At 46.0% G+C, this 21633-nt stretch carries 23 protein-coding genes; 12 read left to right on the top strand and 11 right to left on the bottom strand.

Going from position 1 to position 21633, the window contains the following annotated elements:
• Positions 1–12: 12 nt before the first annotated feature.
• From IEV98_RS22630 to IEV98_RS22590, 10 genes are all read right to left on the bottom strand, one after another.
• Positions 13–417: a response regulator gene (locus tag IEV98_RS22630; RefSeq protein WP_188508323.1), complete on the bottom strand. Its 405-nt coding sequence runs from the start codon at positions 415–417 to the stop codon at positions 13–15.
• Positions 418–435: 18 nt separating this feature from the next.
• A complete protein-coding gene (locus IEV98_RS22625) occupies positions 436–2733 on the bottom strand; it encodes a PAS domain S-box protein (RefSeq protein ID WP_188508322.1) in 2298 nt (765 codons plus the stop codon).
• Between the two features lie 213 nt (positions 2734–2946).
• The gene (locus IEV98_RS22620; protein ID WP_188508321.1) at positions 2947–4383 is read right to left on the bottom strand and encodes a Glu/Leu/Phe/Val family dehydrogenase; all 1437 of its coding nucleotides are present in this window, start codon (positions 4381–4383) and stop codon (positions 2947–2949) included.
• A gap of 226 nt (positions 4384–4609) precedes the next feature.
• On the bottom strand, positions 4610–4828 hold the full coding sequence (locus IEV98_RS24550) for a CcmD family protein (RefSeq protein ID WP_229738918.1): 219 nt from the start codon (positions 4826–4828) through the stop codon (positions 4610–4612).
• Between the two features lie 68 nt (positions 4829–4896).
• Positions 4897–5565, bottom strand: a complete 669-nt coding sequence (gene ccsA, locus IEV98_RS22615) for a cytochrome c biogenesis protein CcsA (protein WP_188508320.1) — start codon at positions 5563–5565, stop codon at positions 4897–4899.
• A gap of 67 nt (positions 5566–5632) precedes the next feature.
• Positions 5633–6292 carry a heme exporter protein CcmB gene (locus IEV98_RS22610; RefSeq protein ID WP_188508319.1) on the bottom strand — a complete coding sequence of 220 codons (660 nt, stop codon included), beginning with the start codon at positions 6290–6292 and terminating at the stop codon, positions 5633–5635.
• A gap of 47 nt (positions 6293–6339) precedes the next feature.
• Positions 6340–6687: a hypothetical protein gene (locus IEV98_RS22605; RefSeq protein ID WP_188508318.1), complete on the bottom strand. Its 348-nt coding sequence runs from the start codon at positions 6685–6687 to the stop codon at positions 6340–6342.
• A 94-nt stretch (positions 6688–6781) separates the two neighbouring features.
• Positions 6782–8608 (bottom strand): ABC transporter ATP-binding protein, encoded by a 1827-nt coding sequence (locus IEV98_RS22600; RefSeq protein WP_188508317.1) that lies wholly within the window; start codon positions 8606–8608, stop codon positions 6782–6784.
• A 55-nt stretch (positions 8609–8663) separates the two neighbouring features.
• Positions 8664–9098 (bottom strand): hypothetical protein, encoded by a 435-nt coding sequence (locus IEV98_RS22595; RefSeq protein WP_188508316.1) that lies wholly within the window; start codon positions 9096–9098, stop codon positions 8664–8666.
• Between the two features lie 198 nt (positions 9099–9296).
• Positions 9297–10076, bottom strand: coding sequence for an SAM hydrolase/SAM-dependent halogenase family protein (locus IEV98_RS22590; RefSeq protein WP_188508315.1), 780 nt, complete (start codon positions 10074–10076; stop codon positions 9297–9299).
• Between the two features lie 232 nt (positions 10077–10308).
• Between IEV98_RS22590 and IEV98_RS22585 the strand changes: the two genes are divergently transcribed.
• From IEV98_RS22585 to IEV98_RS22535, 11 genes are all read left to right on the top strand, one after another.
• Positions 10309–11271: a PhoH family protein gene (locus IEV98_RS22585; protein ID WP_188508314.1), complete on the top strand. Its 963-nt coding sequence runs from the start codon at positions 10309–10311 to the stop codon at positions 11269–11271.
• A gap of 61 nt (positions 11272–11332) precedes the next feature.
• Complete coding sequence (locus IEV98_RS22580) at positions 11333–12283, top strand: phosphoribosylaminoimidazolesuccinocarboxamide synthase (protein WP_188508313.1); 951 nt, start codon at positions 11333–11335, stop codon at positions 12281–12283.
• A 44-nt stretch (positions 12284–12327) separates the two neighbouring features.
• Complete coding sequence (locus IEV98_RS22575) at positions 12328–12711, top strand: STAS domain-containing protein (protein WP_188508312.1); 384 nt, start codon at positions 12328–12330, stop codon at positions 12709–12711.
• The gene (locus IEV98_RS22570; RefSeq protein WP_188508311.1) at positions 12708–13619 is read left to right on the top strand and encodes a ribonuclease Z; all 912 of its coding nucleotides are present in this window, start codon (positions 12708–12710) and stop codon (positions 13617–13619) included. Before IEV98_RS22575 ends, IEV98_RS22570 begins: the two co-directional genes overlap by 4 nt.
• 8 nt (positions 13620–13627) lie before the next feature.
• Positions 13628–14683 carry a histidinol-phosphate transaminase gene (gene hisC, locus IEV98_RS22565; protein ID WP_188508310.1) on the top strand — a complete coding sequence of 352 codons (1056 nt, stop codon included), beginning with the start codon at positions 13628–13630 and terminating at the stop codon, positions 14681–14683.
• A gap of 48 nt (positions 14684–14731) precedes the next feature.
• Positions 14732–15871, top strand: a complete 1140-nt coding sequence (gene hisB, locus IEV98_RS22560; RefSeq protein WP_188508309.1) for a bifunctional histidinol-phosphatase/imidazoleglycerol-phosphate dehydratase HisB — start codon at positions 14732–14734, stop codon at positions 15869–15871.
• A complete protein-coding gene (gene hisH / locus IEV98_RS22555; RefSeq protein WP_188508308.1) occupies positions 15868–16461 on the top strand; it encodes an imidazole glycerol phosphate synthase subunit HisH in 594 nt (197 codons plus the stop codon). Before hisB ends, hisH begins: the two co-directional genes overlap by 4 nt.
• A 19-nt stretch (positions 16462–16480) precedes the next feature.
• Positions 16481–17230: a 1-(5-phosphoribosyl)-5-[(5-phosphoribosylamino)methylideneamino]imidazole-4-carboxamide isomerase gene (locus IEV98_RS22550; protein WP_188508307.1), complete on the top strand. Its 750-nt coding sequence runs from the start codon at positions 16481–16483 to the stop codon at positions 17228–17230.
• Between the two features lie 6 nt (positions 17231–17236).
• Positions 17237–17989 (top strand): imidazole glycerol phosphate synthase subunit HisF, encoded by a 753-nt coding sequence (gene hisF / locus IEV98_RS22545; protein WP_188508306.1) that lies wholly within the window; start codon positions 17237–17239, stop codon positions 17987–17989.
• A gap of 31 nt (positions 17990–18020) precedes the next feature.
• Positions 18021–18617, top strand: a complete 597-nt coding sequence (gene hisIE / locus IEV98_RS22540) for a bifunctional phosphoribosyl-AMP cyclohydrolase/phosphoribosyl-ATP diphosphatase HisIE (RefSeq protein ID WP_188508305.1) — start codon at positions 18021–18023, stop codon at positions 18615–18617.
• Between the two features lie 63 nt (positions 18618–18680).
• Positions 18681–19604 carry a WD40 repeat domain-containing protein gene (locus IEV98_RS22535; protein ID WP_188508304.1) on the top strand — a complete coding sequence of 308 codons (924 nt, stop codon included), beginning with the start codon at positions 18681–18683 and terminating at the stop codon, positions 19602–19604.
• A 4-nt stretch (positions 19605–19608) separates the two neighbouring features.
• On the opposite strand, the gene msrC is transcribed toward IEV98_RS22535, so the two are convergent.
• Positions 19609–20082, bottom strand: a complete 474-nt coding sequence (gene msrC, locus IEV98_RS22530; RefSeq protein ID WP_188508303.1) for a free L-methionine (R)-S-oxide reductase MsrC — start codon at positions 20080–20082, stop codon at positions 19609–19611.
• A gap of 166 nt (positions 20083–20248) precedes the next feature.
• Here msrC and IEV98_RS22525 point away from each other — a divergent pair, with 166 nt between their 5' ends.
• Positions 20249–21328 carry a LacI family DNA-binding transcriptional regulator gene (locus IEV98_RS22525; RefSeq protein ID WP_188508302.1) on the top strand — a complete coding sequence of 360 codons (1080 nt, stop codon included), beginning with the start codon at positions 20249–20251 and terminating at the stop codon, positions 21326–21328.
• Positions 21329–21633 lie beyond the last annotated feature (305 nt).

Here is a 21633-nt window from a genome sequence, read left to right as displayed (position 1 = left end):
CGCATATATTAATCAATACGAAAAGAAGTCAGTTAATGCGATCACGTTTTTCAGGGCAATCAGCTTTTCCCGCTTTATGGGCTTAACCATGTAACCAATTACTCGCTCGTAACTCATTGCTTTTGCTTTGTCGGCCTCATCTATTGATGAAGTGACCATGACGACGTAAATAGGAGGTGGGCACGCAAGTTCTTCGATCCGCGCTAATACCTCCCACCCGCTCATCATGGGCATATTGATGTCAAGGAATAGTAGAAATGCTGTATCTTGGGTAGTAGGCGATAGTAGCAAGGCCAACGCCTCTTGACCGCTGGTGCAGCTTATTGGATTGATTGTGATACCCGTGTTACGCAGTAGCACCGTCGTCATCAAATTGAATATTTTGTCATCATCAATGATCATCACACGTAGCTCCATTGTCAGGTCCTTTTGAATTTACGTGAGATTGATCTGCTCGGCTTTTGCGGTGATGCTCCTCAAGATGTCGTCCAGTTCGATGGCAGAACTATTGATTGCATCTAATAATTCGCTGTTTTCAATGCCTGATTCCGGTACGTGTTGAATAAGGTCAACCAATCCCATAATGCGGGCTAACGGTGCTCGTACCATATGGGATTGCATCCAAGCGATTTCCTGTAGCTTTTTGTTTTGTGCTTCAATGGCCTCAATGTAGTACAGTTTTTCCGTAATGTCCTGTGCTAAAATGATCTCGGCTTTTCGGCCATGGGATTTGATGATATTGCTCCGAACCTCCACATGGATAATCTCACCGTTCTTTTTGCGGTGTTTATATATGCCTTTACTGAATAATTTGTCATGCTGCCTTGATAAAGCAACGGCTGCTTCCATTTTTTGTATTTCGGATGGAGGCCGAATGTCCTTGATGGTCATGGACATAAATTCCTCCCGCGTATAACCATAGTGGGTAATGGCCGCAGCATTTACATCCAGATAGCGGTAAGTTTCCAAATCATACACCCACATCGGTTGCGGACTGAGATGGAAAAGATCACTATATTTCTTTTCAGATTCTTCTACTTCCTTAAGGTGCTTTTCCAGTTCGGCATGGAGATTTTTTAGCGTCAATTCAGCTTGCTTGGTTTCGGTAATGTCTAGGCAGGCTCCAATTAACTTTATCGGCACGTTATCGCCATTGGTAAGGAGCCGTGCCCACGAACGTATATGGCGGATCTCTCCACTTGGGCGTACGATCCGTTCTTCGAAGACCGTATCGTTGCCGGTTTGGTGTATCTGTTTAACGATATGCATAACTCGCTCCCGGTCATCCGGATGTACAAGTGCCAGATAATGCTCGAAGCTGGGAAGGTATGCTGCCGGATTTATACCGTAAATATCACACAATGTCGGAGACCAGGTGGTCCGATCTGTTTCGAAATCCCGCTGCCAATTGCCAAAGCAGGCCAGTTCCTGTCCTTGGGCCATCATAGCAGTCGTTTCTTGAGCCAAATCGGCATTCTGGCGGCTTTCGATGATTGTTTTTAATAGCGAACTCGTACGGTCAATGATAATCAGCTCGTCGTGATTAGGGGTCTTGACTTGCTTGTAATACATGCCGAGCACGGCAATGACCTCGCCCCCGGAATCCATGATGGGATGAGACCAACAGGCTTTGAGGTCATGTGGTAGCGCCAGGTGCTTGTAAGCTGCCCATCGGCTGTCGTTGGCAATATCTTTGGCAATTACACGCTTTTTTGAATAGGCCGCCGTGCCGCATGAACCTGTTTTTTTACCAATGGGCAGGTTGTGAAGGGAAGAGGTATATGATAATGGCAGCGAAGGAGCGACCCAATTAAGCAAATGGCCGTCCTTTACCCGGTGTATGGAGCAGTATATACCCGGAAGAAGCGCTTCGAGGCCTAACAGGTAATCGGCTAGGATAGCTTTAAGCGAAGTGGTTCGCTGGGCATTCAATTCCAGTATAGTTCGTTCGAGATGATCTAAGTCTGTGAGCCGCTTGGTGTCAGTGATGTCCTGTGAAATCCCGTAAACGCGTATGCACGTTCCATCTACCAAATCGGCTTTTCCAACTACAGACAGCCAGCGTCTATGTCCTTTGGCTGTGGTGATAGGAAGCGCGATATGGAAGACCGTACCGTCCTTCATGGCTTTTTGAAAAGCTTGCTTGATTTTCTGCCGATCCGATTCGTCCGGATAAAAGGCCATCGTGGAGTCAAAGTCCGGACAATAATTGGACGCTACTTCGTAAATTTTCCGCAAGCCCACCGACCACGTAACTGTCTGACGAGCCATGTTTACTTCCCAGCTCCCTATCCGGGCCGCGTGTTGTGTATCTTCAAGAAATCTTTCATGATAAATGGTATCGGTCACGTCTGTCATCGACCGGATGATAAACTCGATTTCACCTTCGGCGTCTAGTACTGGTGTATTGACTACCTCTAGGTATTTTACGTCAAGACGGGCGGGTACGTCTGCCGTGGGGAATGCATATTTTTGCGGTGCTACTTTGCAAGGCTTTTTTCTACGGATGACTTCGTCGAAAATGTTTTTCCATATCGTGTCGCTAAGATAGGGGCTGTTAGGAAAGATTTCGAAAAACCCTTTGCCGATCAAGTCGCAACGGTTGGTATTGGTCACTTCAGCATAGGCATCACTCACATTGATGATCGTAAACTCGGGCGCGTTAGGAAGCAAGACCAAGCAGGGTATAGGCAATGCCTGAAACACAACCGAATAATGCTGCTCGCCAATCATCGCTGTTTGAATGGTTAAGTAACTATGCGTTTTATGTTTAAAAAAATAAAGTTAAGTCTTTTTAATGAAAATCCTAACATTTTTGACCGTCGCTTACTCGTCCGGATTGCAGGCGGATCTTTTACTAAAATATGGCAAACCGTCGGGTAGCCAACAAAAAGCCCACGGTTTAAACCGCAAAAGAGGTTTAGACCGTGGGCCAGGAAGTGTTAGTTATGGCCAGATGCCTAAGTTCTGATAAGAAACTGCAATCTTATTGATTGATCCGACAAAAGCAGCCGTCCGTAATGTATCAATTGCCTGATTGGAATTTTTAATCTCGCGGATCTCATGGTAGGATCGGATCATGGTATCTTCCAGTCCGGAATTAACCAATTCCAGCTCGTCTGCCCCTTTCACAATAGCCATTCGCTGAGCGGAAGTGAGTGACTTGCCGGTAATGGTTTCGACGGTATTAACCAGATTGAGATTAGACATTTCCTCATACCGTTTGTCCATACGGCCAAAGGAAACGTGCGACAGGTTTTTTAACCATTCGAAATAGGAAACCGTTACGCCACCGGCATTGCAGTACATATCCGGGATGATGATACCGCCGTTTTTCACGAATGCATCTGCGGCACCGGGAGTAGTGGGGCCATTGGCACCTTCAGCGATGACCTTGGCTTTGATACGACCGATGTTTTCTTCCGTCAATTGATTTTCCAACGCAGCCGGAACTAAAATATCGCAGGCTTGTTCTAAACCTTCGGCGGGGGTTTTGAACGATTGGGTGGCCTTCTTATAGCCCAGTATAGAACCTGTGTTTTTGCGGTGTTCGAGGATCGCATCGGGGTCTAATCCATCTGGATTATACAATGCGCCATCATACTCGCACACGCCTACAATGATCGCCCCAAATTCGATAAGCACCTTGGCGGTATTATAACCGACATTGCCCAATCCTTGTATGATTACGCGTTTTCCGGTGATACCAGGGGTGAGACCGATCCCTTTCATGTCTTCGGCTACATCCATGCATTCCCGTATGGCAATGGCAACCCCACGTCCGGTCGCAGCCTTCCGGCCGCTGATGCCGTGCAGGGACAAAGGCTTTCCTGTCACACAACCAAAGGCGTCTAACTGGCCCGGGTTCATCGTGGTATAAGTGTCTGCTATCCAACTCATCTCCCGCTCGCCCGTTCCATAATCCGGTGCAGGAACATCAATGGCCGGTCCGATAAAATTCTTCTTGATTAATTCTACAGTATATCGCCTGGTTATGTTTTCTAATTCGCTGACAGAGTAGTTTTTTGGATTGATGGCTATTCCACCCTTAGCACCGCCGAAAGGAACGTTCACAATGGCACATTTATAGGTCATTAGCGCAGCAAGCGCCATCACTTCATCTTCGTTGACCATATCGCTATACCGAATACCGCCCTTGGTGGGCGACATGTGTTGTGAGTGCTCTACCCGCCAAGCATTGATGACTTCAATTTGATCCCCCCTCCTGAATGGGAAACTAAAGCGGTAAACGCTGTTGCACACTTTAATCTGGTTCAATAGTCCTTGAGGATGCTTGGTGAATTGCGCTGCATGATCAAAGAACGCGGATACATCATCAAAAAAATGGGGCTCTTGCGCTGTTTTTGCTATTGACTTAGCCATAACAATAGTTATTTAATAGATAATTAGTGACTTAATTAATCCGTTTTTTTCCAATGGTTATGTTGTCGTCATTGCGAAACTGCATTAGTGACCGTGAGCTTAAACTCATCCATGCGCCCAATACGTCGAAATGACGAAAACATGGCCATTTATCCATTCATTGGATTTCCAAAATCCTGAAATGTGCTGACGCCGTGGGAAGATTTGGGCGAAGTGCTGGTAATGATTATCGTTTCTGCTGTTTTTCCAATCGCGCGAGTTTCCTATCGATGGTAAATAAATAAACAGCCAAACCTAAAAAAAGGACAACCAAAACGGCAACAACCACATAAATCTTGCCCGAACTACGTAACCCCGTGGCCATCTCAACCCCGGTATTCGATTGGGCAAAACTACACATTAACCCATTGATAACTAATAGCAAAAAAAGAATTGTTTTTTTCATATTGTTTAGTGACAAACCTTGTCAATTTTTATTGTTTAATCGATTTATAATTGCCATTATACGAATATTTATAAGGTTGCCGTATGGTTTTGGTATTCCAATTTACGGATGCGGAATCGTAGTGTCATCAGCCATATACCGATGAGTATCCAACCTAAGGAAGCGGGATATAGCACAGCTTTCATCGAGCCATCCAGGTCAAATTGACCAAACCCTGAGTTGCCGCCGGCACCGGGGTGGAGGGAGTCTGTGGTTTTGGGAAGGATGTACATGAGGGCGATCATGATGGGAAAGGCGAATATGTTGTAGATTGCTGATATCCGAGCCCGTTTCTGTTCTTCTTCCAGGGCATTACGCAACACCAGGTAAGCAAGGTACATCAGCGTTGCAATAGCTGATCCGTTCAGTTTCGGATCGTTGGGCCAGGGAGCACCCCAGGTGAAATTAGCCCATAGCATCCCGCTAAGTAATCCAAATATGCAGAATATGATTCCCACATTAACACTTTCGACTGCCACAAAATCGTGCTGGGGATTAGCCGACGACAAGTATTTAATGCTGTAAACGACCGAAACGATGTATAGGGTAAACATCGTAAACCACATCGGCACGTGGAAATATACATTCCGGATTGTTTCATGAACGATGGGCAAGGCTGGAACATGGCCCAAAAGTCCCATGATGATGCTATATATTAACAGTATAATCCCTAAGATTTTCCACCAGTACTTTTTCATTTTTAAGACATTGATATTAGACGCTAGCTATTAAACCAACCATCGAGGTTTAGTTACCTACTACGGATTAGTCCCTCCAAAGGTAAGGAAATAACAACAAAGAAATGGCAACGGTAAGGATGTTGATTGCAGCGAGAACGGTTAATTCGTCATAACTAATACTTCGCTCCAATCCGTCCATGGCATTTTTAGAGACCTTGATGAGCACGAGGAGTAATGGAATGATGATGGGGAAGCTAAGGATAGCCATGAGCGTGCTGTTGTTGCCTGCTTTGGCACTTATCGCGGAAACCATGGTAAATACTGCAGCGAATCCGATACCTCCGAGCGAGACTGCAATTAGATAAAGTATGGGGTCACCGAGGGGGGTGCTGAAAATAATGGAGTAAACGAGATAGGCTATTGACGACAGCAATAACATCATTAGCATATTATAGACGATTTTCGAAAGAATAATCGCTTTCGCGCTGGCGATGGTATAATAATAAAACTGTCGGCTTCGGCTTTCCTGCACGAAACTTTTATTGATGGCATTCACCGAGGCAAATAACAGAATAATCCAAAATAATGCATTCCATGTGGTAGGATCCACGGACTTAAAGGCTTGATAGCACACAAAGACCGTAGACACCACATAGAGTACGATGCCATTAATGGCATACTTCGACCGCCATTCTAAGACGATATCTTTTCGGATAAGAGATTTAACCTCTTTGAATAGACTCATTCCCGCAAAGATACGATTCGTTCGTTACTGCGGGTATAGCCACGATGTTATATTTCTTCCTGAGCTTTGCGTTTGGCTGTTTTTGCCGCATTGCGTGCTTTGTCGATGCCATCCTTTGCAAAGCGATCCGCTTTATCAATCGTCGACTGACCTTTGTTTTTTGCTTGGGCACGCAGGTTGTCAATTTCTGCTGTAGCACGGTCAGCTAACTTTGATGCTTTTTGAATCCCGTCTTTGGTGGTCTTTCGGATAGTTTTGGTGAGTTCCCGTATGCCATCGCTTGCACAGCCCAATTGTTTTCGGCCTTCTTTGGTGCCTAAAAGCAGCCATGCTGCCGTGCCGGCAGCCAGCCCTACCAATGCGTATGTAATAATACTGTTTTTTGTCTTCATCATCGTGTCCTTTTTTATCTTACCGTTTTCGTTTTTTGCTTTCATAAACTAAAAACAACGGACAGTTTAAAATGTTTGCGATGAACGATACAGCTCCCTATTTATCAACAAGCTGGAGCTTGTACAAATGATGATACAACCCTTCGCCTTTCTCCATTAACGTTTGGTGTGTGCCCGAAGCCACTACCTCTCCACATTCGACCACTACGATTTTATCGGCTTCACGGATGGTAGACAGACGATGGGCGATGATGATGGAAGTACGGTTTTTCATCAGCTCTTCCAGGGCTTGTTGTACCAAGCGCTCGGACTCGGAATCGAGTGAAGATGTAGCCTCATCGAGGATGAGGATTGCGGGATCTTTGAGCAACGCACGCGCTATGGCGACGCGCTGGCGTTGACCGCCCGATAATTTCACTCCACGCTCGCCCACTACGGTATCATAGCCTTCTGGGAATTCCATGATAAAATCATGCGCATTGGCACGTTTCGCGGCCGTAATAATTTCCTCGGCGTCTGCACTCAACTTTCCATAGGCGATGTTTTCACGGATGGTTCCTCCGAACAACAACACGTCCTGAGGCACAATAGCTACCTGATTGCGAATATCTGTCAGCGGATATTCGTCGGCCGGGCGATTATCGAAGAGCACGCGGCCGCTATCGGGTTTGTAGAATTGCAATACCAAAGCGGCGATAGTAGACTTACCCGTTCCGCTTGGCCCCACGATAGCGAGTTTCTCACCCGCTTGTGCCTCAAAGGATACGTTTTTCAAAACGGTGATCTCGCGGCGCGATGGATAGGCGAAGGTGACGTCTTCGAATGCGATCGTGCCCTCAATGAAATTCTCAATATGCTTTTCTTCTTGCAGCAAACCGATGTCTTCTTGTACTTCATCCAAGATTTCGATTACGCGCTCACTCGCACCTATGGCCTTTTGGATATTGGCGTATAGCTCAGGGAAACTGCCCATCGAGCCCGCTACGACCATGGAATAAAGGATATAGATCGTCAGGTCGCCGACGGAAATGTTCCCTGCAGCCACCAGCGCCGAGCCGTACCAGATAACCGCAACGACCGCACCGAAAAGGCAGAAAATAATAAATGATGCAAAGATACCCCGATAAGTCGCTCCTTTGACAGCGATTTTGACGACTGCTTCGAGCGTCTTGGAATAACGTGATGCTTCATAAGCTTCATTAACGAATGCCTTTACATTGCTGATGCCCTGCAGGGTCTCTTGTACAACGGTGTTCGATTCAGCTAGTTTATCCTGTGCTTGGCGTGATAATTTGCGGATAAACCTTCCAAAAACAACTGCAATCACAACCAGGATAGGCAAGATGCTGAGGTTGAGTAAGGTTAGTTTGATGGATACGGTAAAAAGCAGGATAACACAACCAATCAAGAAAACGATCTGCCTGATCATTTCCGCAAAGGTGGTCGTCATCGTATCTTGTATTTGCGCCAGATCAGCGGATAACCGGCTGTTGAGTTCCCCAACCCGGCGATTGGCAAAAAAATCGAGTGGCATCGTAATAAGCTTGTGATACGAATCACGACGAATATTAGCCAGGGCCTTTTCGGCCACTTCTACGAACAAACGTATGCGAAAAAATGAAAACAGCGACTGGAAAACTAGGATAACAAATGCGATAGCACCAATTATTCCCAAATCGGCCGGCAATGAAGGATAGGTTTGTTTACCTTGGGCGGCATCAATCATCGCGCCCAAAAGAGCGGGAAAAGCAAGGAAGGTGAGGCTGGAAAGGAGTAGAAAAACCATGCCCACGATGAATTTACCCCGATAAGGTCTCAGGTAGGTTAGCAGTTTGCCTGCTTTTTTAAGAGTTGTTTTTGTGAGTTTCGGTTTGGGTAGATCCTCCGATGGCGTATGCCCACTGTTTAACCGTTGTCTTGCCATGTCCTATCATTAAAAACTATAGGGGCAAAAGTATAGACAATAACATTGACGCATATCACGCTTTCGTCAATTTTTGGCGGCGTAGAATGAGGAAGATGCCTGCACCCACAATGGATAGTCCCAGTAACACCAGCATGCCCTCATAAAAACGGGTGGATTTTTCAAGTGCATCGACTTCTGCGGTTAATCGTTCTTGTTCGCGTTGTAGTTTGCTGATGGTCTTAATATAACCGTTGATACGCCCGTCAAATTCATTGGCCTGTTCGGCGATTTGCGACTTTTCAAAATCTTTGTAGTCGAGCAGCATCTTCGTTTCCCGGAAAATGTTATTGTCCGTCATGACGATCTGCTTCAAGATATCGATCGAGGACTGCATGTCTTTTTTGGTCTTTAAGCCGAAGATACCGGTGCGTTTTTTGAGGCTCTCATCAAATTGGCCAAACCGTGCACTGCGCTGCTGCAGGAGTTCATTCACTCTCTGACGTTGCATTTCGTAACCGGAGGTGTCGGATGTCGACTGTTGGGCAAACGACGGGATATAGACGAGCAGTAAGAAAGTAAGTGTGCAGGCAACGCTGCAGGAACGAAAAAACCGCGATCTGCGAGGCACACTTGTTAGCTGATAGGGTCGCATAGGGGGCGTAGGCTCAAAAAACGGACCAAAATCGGCATGCGAGCGCCGAATAGGCTACTTTCCAAATTCCACACGGAGGATGTCTCCTTTGTTGAGCCCCAGCAGACCACTCGCATTCCCTTTGTTGATGGCGATTTCCAAATAATTACTGATGCCAAACAAACACAGCTTTTCCCCTTCAGGCACATCGTTATAATGCCAGCTCATCTGTTCGATCGTCTCATTGCGCCTGAAATATAATACGAAATTCCGACTTCGTTGCACCTTGTTGAACAGCTCTTTATTGATATTGCTGATGACGTTGCCGAATGAATCAATGAAGACCACACTGCCCCGCAGACTGTCTTTTTCGACGACGGGTTGCACCAGCGTACGGTCCACTATGGCAGTAACCGGATCGCCGATATCGTTGAGCACACCACCTTTCGCAAGCACGCATGCTGCCTTGGCGAAAATGTCGGTCAAGGGAAAATGCAGGTATTTCAGGTCTTGGATGATGTTCAGCTCAACCACTTCTTCAGGAACGCCATCCAGGATCAGCGAAAAGATGCCATTGTCTGCACCGACGAAATAATGCCCGTTGTGCTGTAAGGCTAGGTAGCGCGTATCCTGGTTGAAAACCGAATCAATGCCCACAAGGTGAACGGTTTTTTTTGGAAAATAAGGATATGCGTTTTTGAGAACGAAGGCCGCGTATTGAATATCGAAGGGCGGGATTTCATGAGAAATATCGATCAAGTTCGCCGTTGGGAATTGACTAATGATGCTACCCTTAAGCGCAGCTTGGTAAAAATCTTTGTGCCCTAAATCAGTTGTTAAGGTAATGATACCCATACCCGCTTTTCTTGAATCGTTGCAAACTTAGATAAAGTTGGTATTATATCCAATTATTCAGAATTGTCGGCAAAGGAGATTTTTTAATTCGCAGATATGAATGGCAATTTATCGCTATATTTGAGGGCTGTATCGCCTATAGGAATCGGCAACAGCGTATGGGAGTTGAAATATAAACGAAGAAGGATCTAAGCTGATAGCCAAGGGCAGAAAGCTGATAGCTGATAAAAGATTGAACGAGTTAAATATTACGTTGGAATATGTGAATCCCGCTGTATTGTGGGGGGCACAGAATGAGCATTTCGAGGTGTTCAAAAAACAATTTCCGAAGTTAAAGATCGTGGCTAGGGGCAATGAAGTGAAGGTGCTTGGGGATGAACGAGAAATTACCTTGTTCAAGGATGATTTTGACAAGGTTGTTGCTCATGTCGAACAGTATAATAGCCTAACTGCCAATGACGTGGAGACCATTTTGGGGAATACCAAAGCAGGTATTATAACCAAAAATGGGGAAAAAGCGGTTGCCGGTGGCGTAGGTGCCGAACCCATCGTTTTCGGCCCCAACGGTATCGTGGTAAAAGCACGGACAGCAAACCAACGGCGGATGGTGGAGAGCATACTCAAAAATGATATCCTCTTTGCCATCGGGCCCGCAGGAACAGGTAAAACATATACCGCAGTAGCGCTTGCCGTAAGGGCGTTGCGCAATAAGGAGGTGAAGCGTATTATCCTCACGAGGCCCGCCGTGGAGGCTGGTGAAAACCTGGGGTTCTTACCGGGTGATCTCAAGGAAAAAGTAGATCCATATCTTAGGCCGCTTTATGATGCGTTGGACGATATGATTCCTGCTGAAAAATTGAAGATCTTTCTGGAAAACCGGACAATTGAAGTCGCCCCCTTGGCGTTCATGCGTGGCCGGACACTCGATAATTGTTTTGTCATCTTGGATGAAGCCCAAAATGCCACAGATATGCAGGTGAAAATGTTTCTTACCAGGATGGGACCGACGGCAAAGTTTATCGTCACCGGTGACGTCACGCAGATAGACCTGCCCAAAAAGCAGCAATCCGGCTTGCCGACCGCATTGAAGTTGCTCGACGGTATCGAAGGGATTGATATCATTCACCTAAGTGGCGGGGATGTCGTGCGGCACAGACTCGTAAGACGGATATTGGAAGCGTATGGGGATATTTGATTTAGCCATAAGCCACTAGTCATAAGCTGATCGTCGATATCCGAAAGCTGATAGTTAAAACATGAATACCATAAAAGAAACCAATTTCAATTTCGAAAGGCAGCAGGCCTTTTACAGAGGTAAAGTACGCGACGTGTATACCATTGCCGATAAATACCTGGCGATGGTAGCGACAGATCGTATATCGGCATTTGATGTGGTGTTGCCACGGGCAATACCCCACAAAGGTCAGGTACTCAACCAGATTGCTGCGAAATTTCTCAAGGCTACCGAAGATATCGTGCCCAATTGGGTCATCGCTGTGCCCGATCCTTGTGTGACCATCGGCCATCTTTGCCAGCCGTTTAAAGTAGAAATGGTCATACGCGGATACCTCTCCGGCCACGCTTGGCGTGAATACCATGCCGGTAAACGTGAAATCTGTGGCGAGCCACTCCCGGACGGCCTTCGTGAAAATGATCGCCTACCTGAGCCGATCATCACACCGACTACGAAAGCAGCCGTAGGACACGATGAAGATATTTCACGCGCTGAAATCCTAAAGCAGAATATCGTATCTGCAACAGACTACGCACAGCTAGAAATCTATACCAAAGCATTGTTTAAACGTGGTACCGAACTAGCGGCCGAAAGAGGGTTGATCTTGGTGGATACCAAGTATGAGTTTGGTAAGTTGGATGGGAAAATATACTTGATCGACGAGATACATACGCCGGATTCGTCCCGCTATTTTTATGCTGACAGTTTTGAGCGCTTGCAGCAGGAAGGCAAACCACAACGACAATTGTCAAAGGAATTTGTTCGGAAATGGTTGATTGAGAATGGCTTTCAGGGGAAAGAAAATCAACAGGTGCCCGAAATGACAAATGAAATCGTATCTTCGATTTCTGAAAGGTATATCGAGCTCTTTGAGCACATAACCGGGGAGCGGTTTATCTTTCCGGAAAACGCAGATGTCCTGAGTAGGGTGGAGCGTAATACAACGGCTGCTCTCCGGCACATCACTGATTAAATAGGAACAGGGGTTATCAGGCCATAAAATAAACAATACGTAAAATGAAATTCACCATTGATAAGCACGAAAAATACGTGATCATACAACCCCATGTCGAGCTATTGGATGGGGATTCGGCACCTAAGATAAAATTGGAATTCTTGCTTCGGAATAGTGGTGGCCAACGGAACATTGTATTTGATTTATCGCATGTAAAAGACGCAGATTCATCGGGCTTGCGTACGGGATTGTTGGCGCATCGTTTGTGCAAGGCGGCTGGCGGTGTATTTATCTTGGCGTGTGCAAACCAACGGATCAAGAACCTCATCTCCGTATGTAAGCTGGATGGCGTGTTGACGGTTGCACCAAATACCGCAGAAGCAGAGGATCTGATATTTTCGAAAGAACTTGAAAAGGATTTGAGAGGTGCCACGGAAGAGGGATGAAATTTGAGGTATTGATATTAGGAAGTAGTTCCGCCACACCAATATATGGTCGCCATCCCACTGCTCAACTCGTCAATGTCAATGAACAGCTGTATTTGATAGATTGCGGTGAGGGTACACAGGTACAGCTGATTAAATATGGCGTCAGGAGCAACCGTATCAAACATATTTTCATTAGCCATTTGCATGGCGACCATTACCTGGGCTTAATCGGTCTTATCTCCTCCATGCATTTGGTGGGGCGTAAAGATGAATTGCATGTGTACGGCCCCCCAGGCTTAAAGGAAATCATCGACTTGCATTTTTTGCATTCCCAAACGGTATTGCGCTATGCTTTGCATGTGCATACCACGCAGGATGATGTGCAGGATGTGATCTTTGAAAATGAGAATTTATTAGTGAGTAGTTTTCCCTTAGATCACCGGATCGCATGCACGGGATTCCGGTTTGATGAAAAAAAACATTTGCCAACCATTGATCGTGAAAAAACCGAAGCGATAGGGGTGCCCAGCGCGTATCTTTCCCTGGTTAAGCGCGGATATGATTATACGGCATCAGATGGGACGATATATCGTTGGCAGGATTTGACTGTTGCACCCCCCGCTCCGCGCAGCTATGCATATTGCTCTGATACGGTAAGGACGCCGAGCTACCTACCCTTCATCCAGCAAATAGACTTACTGTATCACGAAGCCACTTTCCTGCATGAGATGGTTGACAGGGCAGTTGATACCTACCATACTACCGCGCTGCAAGCTGCGGAGGTCGCTATTGAAGTAGGAGCGAAGAAATTACTCATCGGGCATTACTCGGCGCGGTACAAGGATTTGAAGCCGCTGCTTCAAGAAAGCAGGGAGACCTTTGCGGAAACGCAATTGGCGTTGGAAGGAAATTGGTATAGGATATAAAATTGAAAATGACAACGACATTTGAGCTAACAAAATTGTTGAGGGAGAATATTCAAAAACTCGTTCCGTATTCGTCGGCCCGCGATGAATTCAAGGGGGAAGCTTCCATATTGCTGGATGCCAATGAAAATGCATACGGGTCACCTTTGGAACGAAATTTTAATCGGTATCCCGATCCGTTACAACATCAGTTGAAATTGAAGTTAAGTGGTATTAAAGGAGTTCCGGCACGGAATATGTTTTTGGGCAACGGCAGCGATGAAGCGATCGATATCCTGTATCGGGCATGCTGCCGGCCCGGGATAGACAACGTCATTCTCGTACCCCCTACCTACGGCATGTACGAAGTATCCGCCAACATCAATGATGTGGCCATCAAAAAGGTAAACCTGACCGCCGATTTTCAGCTCGATCTTAATGGCATCGCAGAGGCAATCGATGCCAATACGCGGATGATTTTTCTGTGTTCGCCAAATAATCCCACGGGAAACTCATTGCATCGGGAAGATGTGGAGACGGTCTTGGCCAACTTCAACGGACTGGTGGTCATCGATGAAGCGTATATCAACTATTCTCGGCAAAAGACATTCATTCAGGAGCTCACCGAATATGGTAACTTGGTGGTGCTGCAGACGTTATCAAAGGCTTGGGGTTTGGCCGGACTGCGGTTGGGGATGGCCTTCGCAAGCGAGGAAATCATCGAAATCTTTAATAAGATAAAACCTCCTTACAACATCAATCTAGCTACGCAGGAGCTGGTGCTAAAGGCATTGGACAATATCGATACCGTAAACGCATGGATTAAGGAAACTGTAGCTGAGCGTGACGGGCTAGCCGAAAAGCTACACGCGCTCCCCTATGTATTGCATGTATACCCATCAGATGCCAATTTTATATTGGTAAAGATCGATGAACCAAGAAAGCTGTACGAATATTTAGTTGCCAAGAGCATCATCGTGCGTGACCGGTCTAAGGTGGAACTATGTGCCGGCTGCTTGCGCATTACGGTGGGTACGCCGGATGAAAACAAAGAACTTATAAGCGCGTTGGAAAAATTTAGTTAAGTTTGGCGGTTCAATACAACCATGATTCAAGGCAATATAGGAAAATCGATGCCTGATACGATTAAAAGACTACTTTTCATAGACCGGGATGGTACATTGATTGTGGAGCCCGAAGACGAGCAGATTGATTCGTTTACCAAATTGAGGTTTTATCCGGGTGCGCTGCAATATCTGCCGCGCATTGCGAACGAACTTGATTTTGAATTAATCCTGGTCTCCAATCAGGATGGATTGGGCACAGACTCGCACCCTGAGGAGAATTTCTGGCCGGTGCACCATTTTATCATCAACACCTTTGCAGGTGAAGGGGTGGCATTCGCTGCAGAACACATCGATCGCACATATCCCCATGACAATGCGCCCTCGCGCAAACCGGGAACAGCATTGTTGACTGCTTATTTTGATCAAACAAAGTATGACCTTGCACAGTCGTTCGTGATTGGCGACCGGGTTAACGATGTGAAGTTAGCACAGAACTTAGGTGCCAAAGCGATTTGGTTGCGGAATAACGATGCGCTTGGCGCTGCCGAAGCGCATCTGATCGATGAATCCGTGGTGGCGTTGGAGACCCCAGATTGGAAAGCCATCTATGAGTTTCTAAAGTTGAGCAGCCGAGTAGGTGAATATCATCGTAAAACCAATGAAACGGATATTTATATCAAGCTTGATCTCGATGGCAAAGGCAAAGCCGACATCAATACAGGACTGCCATTTTTTGACCACATGCTTGATCAACTAGCCCGTCATGGCCATATTGACCTTACGGTACGCGCAACCGGTGATCTTCATATCGATGAGCACCATACCATAGAGGACACCGGAATAGCGTTGGGGGAGGTTTTCGCTAAAACACTGGGCGATAAACGCGGTATTGAGCGTTATGCCTTTTCACTGCCGATGGACGATTGCTTGGCGCAGGTGGCCATTGATTTCGGCGGGCGCAGCTGGATTGTTTGGGATGCCGAATTTAAGCGCGAGAAAATAGGCGACATGCCTACAGAAATGTTTTTCCATTTTTTCAAGTCTTTTTCGGATGCCGCCAAATGCAACCTCAATATCAAGGCTGAAGGAGAAAACGAACACCACAAAATAGAGGCAATTTTTAAAGCGTTTGCCAAATCCATTAAGCGGGCGGTAAAGCGCGATGCGGAACACATGGAATTGCCAAGTACAAAGGGGATGTTATGACAGGTATCATTAATTATGGAGCTGGCAATATCTTTTCATTGACTGCGGCATTAGACCGTTTGGGTATCCGTTATGGAATGGTTAATAAGGCCGATGAGTTAGCGACTTATGACCGGATTATCATTCCAGGGGTGGGCCATGCAGGAGCCGCCATGCAGAAATTGCAGGCGTCCGGCCTAGCAGCCCATGTTGGGCAGCTCACGAAACCGGTATTAGGAATATGCGTGGGGATGCAGTTGTTGACCGCCTATTCGGAAGAAGGTAATAGCCCTTTGTTGGATATCATTCCCTTGAAAACGTTACATTTTGAAGACCGTATCGATGAGAAAGTGCCGCATGTGGGCTGGAATCGTGTTTTTCAAGAAAACAACTGTCCGATATTCGATAATATAGCGAAAGATGCCTACTTTTACTTTGTACACGCTTACTTTATCGAATATAATACTACTTTTACGGCCGCTTTTACCCAATATGGGCTGAAATTTTCAGCCGCTCTACAGGATAGAAATTTCTATGGAGTGCAATTTCACCCAGAAAAGTCCGGTGCGGCAGGTGAACAGTTATTGTTGAATTTTTCAAATTTATTTTAGAATCAACCTTAAGAGTGCTATGTATATCATTCCAGCTATAGATGTATTGGACAAAAAAGTTGTTCGTCTGCGTGAGGGCAACTACAATGAGGCGACCGTGTATGAGGTGAGCCTCGAAGAGATGATCGAAAAGTACCAGTCAAACGGTACTGAATTTGTGCATATTATAGATCTCAATGGTGCCAAGGGTGATTTTTCCAATCAGGCCTACCTGTTTGACATTATCCGTAACACAGACATGAAGGTGCAATATGGTGGGGGCGTGCGCAGTATCGAGAAGGTAAAGGAGCTTATCGACGCAGGCATCCATCGCGTGGTGGTGGGTACACAAGCCATTACCAATCCGACTTTTTTGGATGAGCTTAGTCAGCTCAATCTCGGGAAGCGCAAATATGCCGACCATGTTGTGATCGCCATTGATGTGCTGGATGAAGTGATTAAATATTCCGGTTGGATGGAAAGTTCACCGGTGAAGCTACTGGATTACATCGACAGGTGCCTGACCCTTGGGTTTTTCCGTTTTCTTTGCACGGATATCAACAAAGATGGTAAACTTGGTGGTGCGGGAGTGGATCTGTATAGGAAATTACTGGATCATTCGCCCATCATTAAACTCATCGCTTCAGGAGGCATAAGCTCCATGGAAGATATCCATGCCCTGGACGCCATCCGCGTGGAGGCATGTGTGGTCGGTAAGGCGATTTACGAAGATCATATTACTATTGAGCAGATTAAGGAATGGAACCTGAAATCCCTTATCCGCTTTTAGCTCATCATGTTAACAAAACGTATCATTCCTTGCTTGGATGTCAAAGATGGCCGCACCGTAAAGGGGGTTAACTTCGTTGATTTACGCGATGCGGGCGATCCAGTAGAATTGGCTTGGCAATATTCGCGTCAAGGTGCGGATGAGTTGGTGTTTTTGGATATCACGGCTACACACGAACGGCGTAAAACTACGGTAGAATTAGTGAAAGCGGTAGCAAGACAAGTCAATATTCCGTTTACGATTGGCGGCGGGATCAACGAACTGGGCGATGCGGATGTGCTGTTGCATTCGGGCGCGGACAAAATTTCGATCAATTCAGCGGCTGTACGTAACCCGATGTTGATTGACCAACTGGCAAAGGCTTTCGGTATACAATTTGTCGTCGTTGCGGTGGATACCAGGCGTGTGGATGGCAAGAACTACGTACACCTCAATGGGGGGCGGTTGAAAACGGAGATCGAAACTGCGGATTGGATCAGGGAGGCCGAAAGCCGTGGGGCAGGGGAGATTCTGTTGACTTCCATGGACCATGACGGTACCAAGAATGGATTTGATTGCGAGTTTTTGAAGGAAATTAACGATAGTTTATCGATCCCCTTGATCGCTTCTGGCGGTGCGGGCAATAAGCAGCACTTTGTGGATGTATTTCAGCAAAGTAATGTCGACGCAGCGCTGGCAGCTTCGGTATTCCATTACGGGGAGATACTGATTCCCGATTTGAAAGACATGCTACGTAAGCAAGGGATTAGCGTAAGGTAATTGGCAAATCTGCAGTTCCACAAGTAAGCAAATGAAAGAACGTATTATAGATTTCGAAAAAAGCGGGGGCCTGATACCGGTTATCATACAGGAGGCGCAGACATTGGAAGTACTGATGCTTGGCTACATGAATGAAGATGCTTGGAAGAAGACGCAAGCCGAACAACGGGTTACTTTTTTTTCGAGGAGCAAAAATAGGTTGTGGACAAAAGGGGAGGAGAGCGGAAATTTCCTTGAAGTGGTCAGTACTCATATCGATTGTGACGCGGATACCCTGTTGATAAAAGCGCGGCCGAAGGGGCCGACATGCCACACGGGTAGCAGGAGCTGCTTCAATACGGAGTACAACCAGAATTTCATTTTTGAACTTGTAAACGTCATCAATGACCGGTACGACTTTCCGACAGCCGATTCGTATGTAAACAAGTTGCGGGAGCGTGGATTGAACAAGATTGCGCAGAAGGTAGGCGAAGAAGCCGTTGAATCGGTTATTGCCGCCTTGGCAGAACAGGATGCGGATTTTGTCAATGAAGTATCCGACTTGGTATTTCACCTGTTGGTGCTGCTAAAGGAAAAGGATGTTTCGCTCGATGCAATTGCGAAGAATTTGGAAAGCAGGCACCAATAACTAATTGAAATAGGCAACCGGGAGCAAACCTAATGCCTGCGCGGCTCTCAATATCGATTTGTCATGAGTAAACTCCAAATCAGTAAGGCAGGCACACTTTCTGGGCACCAAAATCCGATCTTCGCTGTAGAGAATGGCCCCGACGCTCATACGCTATTTACAGGCGGTAATGATAAAGGCGTTGTACAGTGGAACCTGGAAAAGATGGCATTTGAGCGTATCCTGTATCCTGTACAGTTTTCCGTGTATGCGCTTCACCTGATTGCCCACACACCCCTGTTGGCTATCGGCACCCGAGATGGTAAGGTCAACATTGTACATACGGGCACTCAAGAGCTGGCGAGCCAGCTCCAACACCACCAACGGCCGGTCTTTGATATCAAATCTTTCAACAATAAGCCTGAACTGATACTATCTTCCGAAGACGGAACAGTTTCGATTTGGAATACGGATACATTCAGTCTATTGTATCATTTTAAGGTAGCAGAGCAGACCATCAGAACCATAGCCATCAGCAATGATGAGAAATGGGTGGTGTTTGGGACAAAAGATGGGAACGTTAAATTATACAATGCATCGGATTATTCCTTCGTCGCGGCGTTGCCGGCGCATACCAAACCGGTGACCTCGCTTTGTTTTTCGCCTGATGGCCGGCATTTGCTGACAGGAGGGCGGGATGCGCAGCTCAACGTCCTGGAAACAACTGGCTTTTCAGCAATCAAAACCTTCACCCCGCACCTGTTTACGGTATACGCGATTAAATACCATCCCGATTTGCCGATCTTTGCCACCGCAAGCCGAGATAAGAGCATCAAAATATGGGCGGCGGATGATTTCCGGTTGTTACGTATCATCAGCTTTGAAAAGGGCTTCGACAGCCACTTTTTGTCGATCAATGATATCGTATGGAACAGCTATAAAAACCAACTCATTTCCGTAAGTGACGATAAGCGGGCAATGGTTTGGGATATTGGGAATCAACAATAGTGCATTACGTCCTGAGCAAGTTGACGATTTGTGCCAAATAGGCGGCATCTACGTCGTCAAAGTGTTTCAGGTATTCACTGTCTACATCCAATACTGCAATAACTTCGTCTTCCAAGACGACCGGAACCACAATTTCCGATTTAGCTAGTGAGCTGCAGGCGATGTGACCGGGGAAGGCATCCACATCCGGCACGATGAGTGTTTTTTGTTGTTCCCATGCCCTACCGCAGACGCCCTTGCCCTTAGCAATGCGTGTACAGGCTAGCGGCCCTTGGAAAGGGCCAAGTACCAATTCATCCGTTCTAACCAAATAAAAACCTATCCAAAAGAAATCGAACTGTTCCTTAAGTACCGCAGCTAGATTAGCCATATTGGCGATTAGATCGCGTTCCCCTGCAAGCAATGCATCGATTTGGGGTACTAATGCCTGATATTGTTCTTCTTTGCTACCCGCTGCTATTAAGAATTCTTCTGCCATCGTCATATGAATTTATGATGCGCCAAAAATACGGAAATCTTCCAGCTAAAGAGCGGTCGCAAGTCTGGCCTGTATGAAGAAGCCAACCATTACCGGGAAGCTCGGTAGAAGTTTTAGCGGGCACAAATTTCGGAAATTCAACAAATCAGTTATTTTTGGCATTATTATGAGCTTGAAAAAAAGACAAACAACGGGGCATCTTTCCGGTGTGAAAGAAATAGCACGAAGGGCTAACGTTTCAATTGCCACGGTAGACCGTGTTATCCATAATCGGAAGGGCGTTTCGGAAACAACCCGGCAGAAAATCAATGAGATTATTAAAGAAATCGGATTTCAGCCTAATATTTTGGCCAGTCGTTTAGCATCGAAGAAGGTAAATCGTTTTGCTTTTTTGATTCCAAATGCCAAGGAGACCGACTACTGGAAAGCATCGTTAGATGGGATCGAACGGGCATTTCAGGAGATCAAACAATATGGTATCTTTCTGGATAGCTATTTGTTTGATCTCAATGATAAAGGCACGTTCGCAAGACATGTGAATGACATCGTTAAAAACAATTATGATGGTGTGGTTATCGCACCCTCGTTTATCGAAGAGGCCGTCAATTTTGCCTCTATTTGTCAAGATAGGCAGATCCCCTATGTGTTTATTAATTCTGATGTGCCAAACACCAATAGCCTTACCTACATTGGCCCTCATCTGTATAAAAGCGGTTACCAGGCTGGCCAGCTCGTTCGTTTTGGATTGAAAAAGGGGAAAGTGCTGATTATTAACATATCGAAAGAAATAGATGCGTACCATCATTTGCTTCGCAAGGAAGACGGTTTCCGTCACTACATGGAAGATACCAATACGCCCGAAGCCTATATTACCATAGAAAAAATAGATATTACAAATACGACGGATGAGTCCGTTCGAAGTGCGCTCGACACTTTTTTAAAAGAACACACGGATGTAGACGCGTTTTTTGTAACCAATTCCAGGGTGCGGAGTGTAGCAAAATATTTGCACGAGACTACCCTGCGACAACGGATCTTGATTGGGTATGACTTGTCAGAAGACAATATCCGCTATTTACAAGACGGCACGATTGACTTCCTGATCGGGCAAAAGCCCGAGGAGCAGGGGTACTTAGGGGTCATGTCGTTATTCCAGCTTGTGGTAGCGGGTAAGCGAGTGGCCAAAGAACAATATATGCCGATTGACATCATTACGAAGGAAAATTTTGAATTCTACCTGAATTAATTAACCTAACCGACCAGTCGTTTGAAAAAAGTAAACTAAATTTTGGAAGTAAAAGATTTTATAACGTAATTAGCGGGTACGTTACCGAACGGCGATTATAAACAGATACAAAATTGAGTGAAAGAGGGAAGATATAGGGCGCGTTTTTACTTTTGGTAAATAACGGGTACGCACCCGCAGTAAATAAAGCCATTTTCGGGTGGCCTCATCATACAATTTTATTATGGATAGAAGATATTTATTTAAAGTTCTACCCGCGCTGCGTTACTGCGGGATATCCGTAGCGGGCTGATTGTCGATTGGCT

Source organism: Parapedobacter pyrenivorans, assembly GCF_014636865.1.
GTDB lineage: Bacteria > Bacteroidota > Bacteroidia > Sphingobacteriales > Sphingobacteriaceae > Parapedobacter > Parapedobacter pyrenivorans.
Note: the sequence above shows the minus strand (reverse complement) of the source record. Positions and strands in the feature narration are given on the sequence as shown.

Excerpts from the sequence above, each read along its gene's own strand:
- IEV98_RS22630 (WP_188508323.1), bottom strand. The coding sequence starts at position 417 with ATGGAGCTACGTGTGATGATCATTGATGATGACAAAATATTCAATTTG.
- IEV98_RS22625 (WP_188508322.1), bottom strand. The coding sequence starts at position 2,733 with ATGATTGGCGAGCAGCATTATTCGGTTGTGTTTCAGGCATTGCCTATA.
- IEV98_RS22620 (WP_188508321.1), bottom strand. The coding sequence starts at position 4,383 with ATGGCTAAGTCAATAGCAAAAACAGCGCAAGAGCCCCATTTTTTTGAT.
- IEV98_RS24550 (WP_229738918.1), bottom strand. The coding sequence starts at position 4,828 with ATGAAAAAAACAATTCTTTTTTTGCTATTAGTTATCAATGGGTTAATG.
- ccsA (WP_188508320.1), bottom strand. The coding sequence starts at position 5,565 with ATGAAAAAGTACTGGTGGAAAATCTTAGGGATTATACTGTTAATATAT.
- IEV98_RS22610 (WP_188508319.1), bottom strand. The coding sequence starts at position 6,292 with ATGAGTCTATTCAAAGAGGTTAAATCTCTTATCCGAAAAGATATCGTC.
- IEV98_RS22605 (WP_188508318.1), bottom strand. The coding sequence starts at position 6,687 with ATGATGAAGACAAAAAACAGTATTATTACATACGCATTGGTAGGGCTG.
- IEV98_RS22600 (WP_188508317.1), bottom strand. The coding sequence starts at position 8,608 with ATGGCAAGACAACGGTTAAACAGTGGGCATACGCCATCGGAGGATCTA.
- IEV98_RS22595 (WP_188508316.1), bottom strand. The coding sequence starts at position 9,098 with ATGCAACGTCAGAGAGTGAATGAACTCCTGCAGCAGCGCAGTGCACGG.
- IEV98_RS22590 (WP_188508315.1), bottom strand. The coding sequence starts at position 10,076 with ATGGGTATCATTACCTTAACAACTGATTTAGGGCACAAAGATTTTTAC.
- IEV98_RS22580 (WP_188508313.1), top strand. The coding sequence starts at position 11,333 with ATGAATACCATAAAAGAAACCAATTTCAATTTCGAAAGGCAGCAGGCC.
- IEV98_RS22575 (WP_188508312.1), top strand. The coding sequence starts at position 12,328 with ATGAAATTCACCATTGATAAGCACGAAAAATACGTGATCATACAACCC.
- IEV98_RS22570 (WP_188508311.1), top strand. The coding sequence starts at position 12,708 with ATGAAATTTGAGGTATTGATATTAGGAAGTAGTTCCGCCACACCAATA.
- hisC (WP_188508310.1), top strand. The coding sequence starts at position 13,628 with ATGACAACGACATTTGAGCTAACAAAATTGTTGAGGGAGAATATTCAA.
- hisB (WP_188508309.1), top strand. The coding sequence starts at position 14,732 with ATGCCTGATACGATTAAAAGACTACTTTTCATAGACCGGGATGGTACA.
- hisH (WP_188508308.1), top strand. The coding sequence starts at position 15,868 with ATGACAGGTATCATTAATTATGGAGCTGGCAATATCTTTTCATTGACT.
- IEV98_RS22550 (WP_188508307.1), top strand. The coding sequence starts at position 16,481 with ATGTATATCATTCCAGCTATAGATGTATTGGACAAAAAAGTTGTTCGT.
- hisF (WP_188508306.1), top strand. The coding sequence starts at position 17,237 with ATGTTAACAAAACGTATCATTCCTTGCTTGGATGTCAAAGATGGCCGC.
- hisIE (WP_188508305.1), top strand. The coding sequence starts at position 18,021 with ATGAAAGAACGTATTATAGATTTCGAAAAAAGCGGGGGCCTGATACCG.
- IEV98_RS22535 (WP_188508304.1), top strand. The coding sequence starts at position 18,681 with ATGAGTAAACTCCAAATCAGTAAGGCAGGCACACTTTCTGGGCACCAA.
- msrC (WP_188508303.1), bottom strand. The coding sequence starts at position 20,082 with ATGGCAGAAGAATTCTTAATAGCAGCGGGTAGCAAAGAAGAACAATAT.
- IEV98_RS22525 (WP_188508302.1), top strand. The coding sequence starts at position 20,249 with ATGAGCTTGAAAAAAAGACAAACAACGGGGCATCTTTCCGGTGTGAAA.